At 67.2% G+C, this 5,838-nt stretch carries 4 protein-coding genes; all 4 read right to left on the bottom strand.

Annotated features, from left to right (window positions below):
• The coding region (gene cydB, locus JNK68_13025) for a cytochrome d ubiquinol oxidase subunit II (GenBank protein ID MBL8541277.1) at positions 1-819 on the bottom strand (819 nt) is incomplete at its 3' end.
• 2 nt (positions 820-821) lie between these two features.
• Positions 822-2,231 carry a cytochrome ubiquinol oxidase subunit I gene (locus JNK68_13020; GenBank protein MBL8541276.1) on the bottom strand — a complete coding sequence of 470 codons (1,410 nt, stop codon included), beginning with the start codon at positions 2,229-2,231 and terminating at the stop codon, positions 822-824.
• 210 nt (positions 2,232-2,441) lie between these two features.
• On the bottom strand, positions 2,442-4,640 hold the full coding sequence (locus JNK68_13015; protein ID MBL8541275.1) for a DUF3141 domain-containing protein: 2,199 nt from the start codon (positions 4,638-4,640) through the stop codon (positions 2,442-2,444).
• A gap of 183 nt (positions 4,641-4,823) precedes the next feature.
• A partial coding sequence (locus tag JNK68_13010; protein MBL8541274.1) for an efflux transporter outer membrane subunit occupies positions 4,824-5,838 on the bottom strand: 1,015 nt, incomplete at its 5' end.

Raw genomic sequence — 5,838 nt, 5'->3', positions numbered from 1 at the left:
GACGCCGAGGGTGAGATAGGCGCTGAGGAAGAAAAGCGCCGCCATGGCGAACGGCACGCCGTCGCGCCGGCGCCAGGCCCCCAGGAACACGCCCGCCACGGCAATCGCCCCGAGGATCGGGAACACGATGCCCCACGGCCGTTCGCCCCAATGGCTCTGCGCGAGTTCGCTCCGGTTCAGGGTGGCGACCGTCGCGATGCCAAGCACCACCACCATCGCGCCCGCCATCCAGGGCAGCCGCTGGTAGGCCCAATCACGCAGCGATCCCTCACTCTTCAGCACGAGCCAGGCGGCGCCGAGCAGGGCGTAGCCGAAGACGAGCCCAACCCCCGTCAACAGCGGAAACGGCGCGACCCAGTCGAACGCGCCGCCCGCATATTGCCCGTCCGCCACCGGGATGCCGCGCATCATGGCGCCGATCGCCGCACCCTGAACGAACGCCGCCACCACCGAGCCCAGGCAGAACCCCCAGTCCCAGACCTTGCGCATGCGATTGCTGCGATCGCGGAACTCGAACGCCACCCCACGGAAAATGAGTCCGATCAGGAGCAGCAGCGCCGGGATGTAGAAGGCGCCGAGAAACACCGTGTAGACCACGGGGAAAGCTGCGAAGAGCCCGGCACCGATGACGACGAGCCAGGTCTCGTTCCCGTCCCAGACAGGGGCGATCGCATCCATCATCTGTGTGCGGTACGCCTCGTCGCCGGTGGTGCCGAACAGGATGCCGACGCCCAGATCGAAGCCGTCGAGGATGACGTAGACGAGGATCGCCGTGGCGATGACGCCGGCCCAGAAGAGTGCGAGATCCGAGGGCGGCATGGCTACAGCGGTCCTCGCGCGGATACGCCGGTCGCGCTGTCCGCGGCACCACCGTAGGCCAGCGGACGGTTCGGTGTGGTTCCGGGAATCGCCCGCGCGGGCGCCGTCGGTCCCTCTCGCAGCAGCTTATAGATGTAATGGATGCCGAAGGATACGAATGTCGCGTAGACGACGACATAAACGATGAGCGAGAAGAGCACGTCGCTCCCCCTGAGCGATGGCGTTACCGCCTCCGAGGTGCGCAACAGCCCGTACACCACCCAGGGCTGACGTCCGACCTCGGCGGTGTACCAGCCGGCGAGCGTCGCGATGAATCCGGTCGGAAACGCGAGGAAGGCAGCCCGTAGGAACCAGCGTGTCGTCTCCAGGCGGCCACGCAGCCGCAGGAGATTGCCAAACCAGGAAACCGCGAGCATGACGAGCCCCATCCCCACCATGATGCGGAAGGTCAAGAACGGGATCAGCACCGGCGGCCGGTCCTCGACGGGGAAATCAGTCAAGCCGGGCATGGGCGCGTTCCAGTCGCCGGTGTCGATCAGGCTGCCGACACCCGCCGTCTGGATCGCGAAGAGGTTGCGCTCTCCCTTCTCGTCGGGCCAGGCGAGCCAGACCTCGTTGCCGGGCTGCTCGAAGTGCCAGCGCGCCTCGATGGCCGCCAGCTTGGCGGGCTGGTGCTTGTACAGATAGAGACCCGTCAGGTGGCCGAGGAGAAGCTGCGCCGGAATCAGCACGGCGGCGAGCCCGAGCCCCCAGTGCAGCATCACTCGCGCCTCGGCACGGTGCACGCCGCGCAGCACGTACCACGCGCCGGTGGCAGCCACGCACATGCTGGTGGTGAGGAAGGCAGCGAGCAGCATGTGCGGCCAGCGCACGCGCATCACCGCTCCGGTCGTGATCGACCACCAGTCGGCCGGCACGATGCGGCCGTCGACCAAGCTGTAGCCGACCGGCACCTGCATCCAGCTGTTGTTGGCGAGAATCCAGAACGACGAGAACATCGTCCCCAGCGACACCATGCAGCAGGCGAAGAAGTAGAAGCCGGGCGAGACGCGGTCACGCCCCAGCAGCATCACCCCGAAGAACGTGGCTTCCAGCATGAAGGCGGTGAAGCCCTCATAGCCAAGCAGCGGCCCCTGGATCGAGCCCATGCGCTCGGACAGCACACCCCAGTTGGTGCCGAACTGGAATGCCATCACGATGCCGGTGACCACCCCCATGCCGAAAGAGACGGCGAACACCTTGAGCCAGAAGTCGAACACGCGGCGGTAGACCTCGCGCCGCGTGAACAGGTGCGCCCCCTCGATCGTCGCGAGCCAGGCCGCGAGGCCGATGGTGAAGGCCGGGAAGATGATGTGGAAGGAGACGACGAAGGCGAACTGCAGGCGCGACAAAAACACCGGATCCAGATCCAACTCGACTCCTCCCCTCCGTAACGCGAGCGCTGCCCATCCCCCTGCGGCGGCAAGCGCTGTTCAGGCTACCACATCGCGTCGGCTGCGGCCGGCTGACCGTGGCGGTTTCGACGATCCGGCTCGCTCCGGCGCCGCACACTGCGACCGCCCCGTCCCGACCTCCGCATCTGCGTCAGCAAACGCGCCGATCGCGAATGGCACGGCCCGCCCTCACGTGCGCTTCCGCTTCATCGGCGCGGCTGAACGCATCTCCTGCACGGCAGCTCGCGTTTCGCTCGGTGCGTCGCCCCCGGCCTGGAAGAGCTGCTCGACTTGCCGCAACCGCTCCGCCCGCTCGCCTTCGAGTTCCCCCGACGCCGACGCGACGGCGCGGATGGCGTCGAGGAGCCTAGCCCGCTCGGCAGGGTCCTCGGGGAGCATCTTCGGAATGGCGTCAAGCGCCGCGTCGCGATCGAGCAGAAGCGCGAAGAACTGCTCGCGCAGCACCTCCTTGAACTCCTGCAGGGTCATGCCGCCGTGCTCGGCACGCAGTCGCCGCAGCTCGTTGAAGGCACGCTCGTCCACGCTGTGGCCGGCGAGGCCGATGTAGACCAAGCCGCGGATGGCGGCCTCGCGCCCACCGCCTTCCGCGATGCGCGCCTTGATCTCGGTGATGCGCTGCTGGATGAGGGCGATCCGCTCCGGTTCGAGGCCGGGACGCCGGCGCGGCTGATCGGCATCCTTCACGCCGGTCAGCGCCTGCACCAGTGGTGAGCTGTACACGTTCAGGAAGATCTGCTCCAGCGTGTGGTCGCGCCAGTCGCGCCAGCCGTCGAGGGCGGCGATGATCTGCTCCGACATCATGGCCTGCATCTGGAGCAGCGGATTGTCGGGCGCGACCGGTCGGCGCTGCTGGCGCACCTGTTCAGCCAGCTCGCCGATCTGGCGCATCAGTGGATTGCGGTCCGAGAAGAGCTCGTAGGAGATCTCGGCGGGGTTGAGCTGGTGCAGCCACTGCGCGCTCTGCGCGGTGGCAAAGGCCTTGACGAAGGGCTGCAGAAACGTGCGGTAGAGGGCGAGATTGGTTTCCGAGACGCGCCGTACCGCGCCGAATCGTCGCTCGCTCTCGGGGTCGGGCTTGACGATCGCGCGCAACTCGCCGAGGGTGCGTTTCTCGAAGCGCACGATCCAGTCGCCGCCGACGAGATCGGGATTGACGACCGCGTCGGTCTTGGGCGTCAGCACCGCTTCGTACAGGCCGGGCGGCAGCACTTCGATCAGGTCGATATTCGTCGCGAACTCGCCGTGCTCCTTCCGCGCCACGCCGCCCGAGACGAAGATGCCGAGGTGGCCGACGGTCTCGTGGATGGCATAGACGATGGTCTGGCCGGCGGCGAGGATGTCTTCGTCCTTCTCGTACAGATCGACGATCCAGCCCAGCGCCTGCTGCGGCGGCGTGATGTTGTCGCCCTTGGAGCAGAAGCAGACGATCGGCGAGCGGATGTTGCGCAGGTCAATCCGGACCCCGTCGCGGGTGACGATCTCGGCGGTGGCAAGACGGTTGCCGATGAAGAGCTGATCGACGATCCACTGCATCTCCTCGGCGTTGAGATTGACGTGGCCGCCCCACCATTTCTCGAACTCGATGAAGCGCTCGGCCTCCGTGTCCACTTTCGACCACACGTCGTAGTTCTTTGTCCACAGCGTGTTGGCGGGATTCAGATTTTCGAAGTTCGAGACCAAGTACCCGCCGTCGAACTTCCCGGCGCCGAGATCACCACTGAGGGCGGTGAGCCAGGTGCCGCCGAGCAGGCCACCGCTGTAGCGCATTGGCTTCTCCCCCTCGATGCCTGCCCAGTAGGAAAGCGGCGAGCCGGGAATGATGAGCGGACCGAACAGCTCCGGCCGCGTCGCGGCGAGCATCATCACCGCCCAGCCGGCCTGGCAGTTTCCGATGACGCACGGCTTGCCGTCGGCGTCGGGATGCAGCGCGTTCACCTTCTCCAGGAACACCGCCTCGGCGCGCATCACGTCTTCGATCGTCTGACCAGGCATGGGATCAGGGGTGAACCCGACGAAGTACGCCGGATGCCCGGCGCGCATGGCCACCCCGAGTTCGCTGTCGGCCTTGAAGCCACCGATCCCCGGTCCGTGACCGGCGCGCGGATCGACGACCACGAATGGCCGCTTCCTGGGGTCGATGGTCACCCCGCTCGGCGGCTTGATGCGCACCAGCAGGTAGTTGGCGGGACGCTCGAAAGTGCGCGCATCCAGCACGAGCTCCGCATCGAAGCTGAGAACGTGCGGCACCGGTTGCGCCCGCTGCTGGTAGTACTGGTCGCTGCGCCGGCGCAGCACGTCCCAGAACAGGATCGTGCGCTGCCAGCCGTCGACCCAGTAATCGAAAACTTGCTGCGCCCCCGGCGGCATCGTTTGCGGATCGAAGGGCGACGGAATCGAACCCGGTATGTTGGCCATGTTTGCACCTGCCTGCGGAATGTTGATCACTGTTGCGTTCGCGTACGACACCTCGATGTCGCGTTCACCGATTACGCGTCGCTCGCGCCCGTGACGCGCGGCGGCTGGGGTCACTCTCGGCAGCCGTTGCCGCTGTCATTGTTTCGCCTGCTGCGCTTCGTATCGCGAGGACAGCACGGGCGGCTCGCCGTAATGCTGGCTGCCGCCACCGAGCGCCGCGTAGAGGGCGACACGGCTGGAGAGCAGCGCCCGCCGCTGCTGCACCAGCTGTTGCTCGGCGGTGAGCAGGTCGCGCTGCGCGTCGAGCACTTCGAGGAACGCGGATTTGCCCCGGTCGTAGCGCATCTGCGCGAGCCGCGCGCGTTCCTGCTGCGCTGCGACCGCCCGCTGTTGAATCGCCACCTGCTCGGCGAGCCAGTGCTGGGCGGAGAGCGCATCCGCGACCTCGCGAAACGCGGTCTGGATGGTGCGCTCATACCCGGCCACCGCGACGTCGCGCCGCACCTCGGCAAGGTCGAGGTTGGCCTGCCGGCGGCCGACGTCGAAGATCGGGAGGACGAGCTGCGGCGCGAAGAGCCACGCCTTCGTTCCCGAGTCGAACAGGCTGTCCAGCTCGGCGCTCGCCGTGCCGAAGAATCCGGTCAGCGTGATGCTCGGAAAGAATGCGGCGCGCGCGGCGCCGATGTTCGCGTTCGCGCCCCGTAGAAGATGCTCGGCGGCGATGATGTCGGGCCGCTCTTGGAGCAGCTCCGAGGGCAATCCGACACGCAGCTCGTGCATCGGATCCGTGTCGTTCAGGTTCGCGGTGCGGTCTTCGAGCCCTGCCGGCTGCGTCCCCACCAGCAGCATGAGCGCGTGGGCTTGCGCCGCACGTGCCTGCTCGAGCTGTGCGCCGAGCGACTGTGCCTGCGTGAGCAGCGTCTCGACCTGCGCCACGTCCAGGCGCGTCGCCGTACCGACCTCGAGGCGGCGCTTGAAGAGACGCAGCGACTCCTCGCGGGTGCGGATAGTGTCGCGAGTGATCCGAATGCGCTCGTCGAGCTCGCGCAGTGTGAAGTAACCGTCGGCCACCTGCGCGACGAGACTCACGGTGACTGCGCGCCTGGCGTCGTCGCTCGCGAGGTACTGCTCCAGCGCGGCGTCCTTGAGA

Source organism: Betaproteobacteria bacterium, assembly GCA_016791345.1.
Classification (GTDB): domain Bacteria; phylum Pseudomonadota; class Gammaproteobacteria; order Burkholderiales; family JAEUMW01; genus JAEUMW01.
The sequence above is the reverse complement of the archived record's forward strand: the minus strand, read 5'-3'. Positions and strand labels throughout refer to the sequence as shown.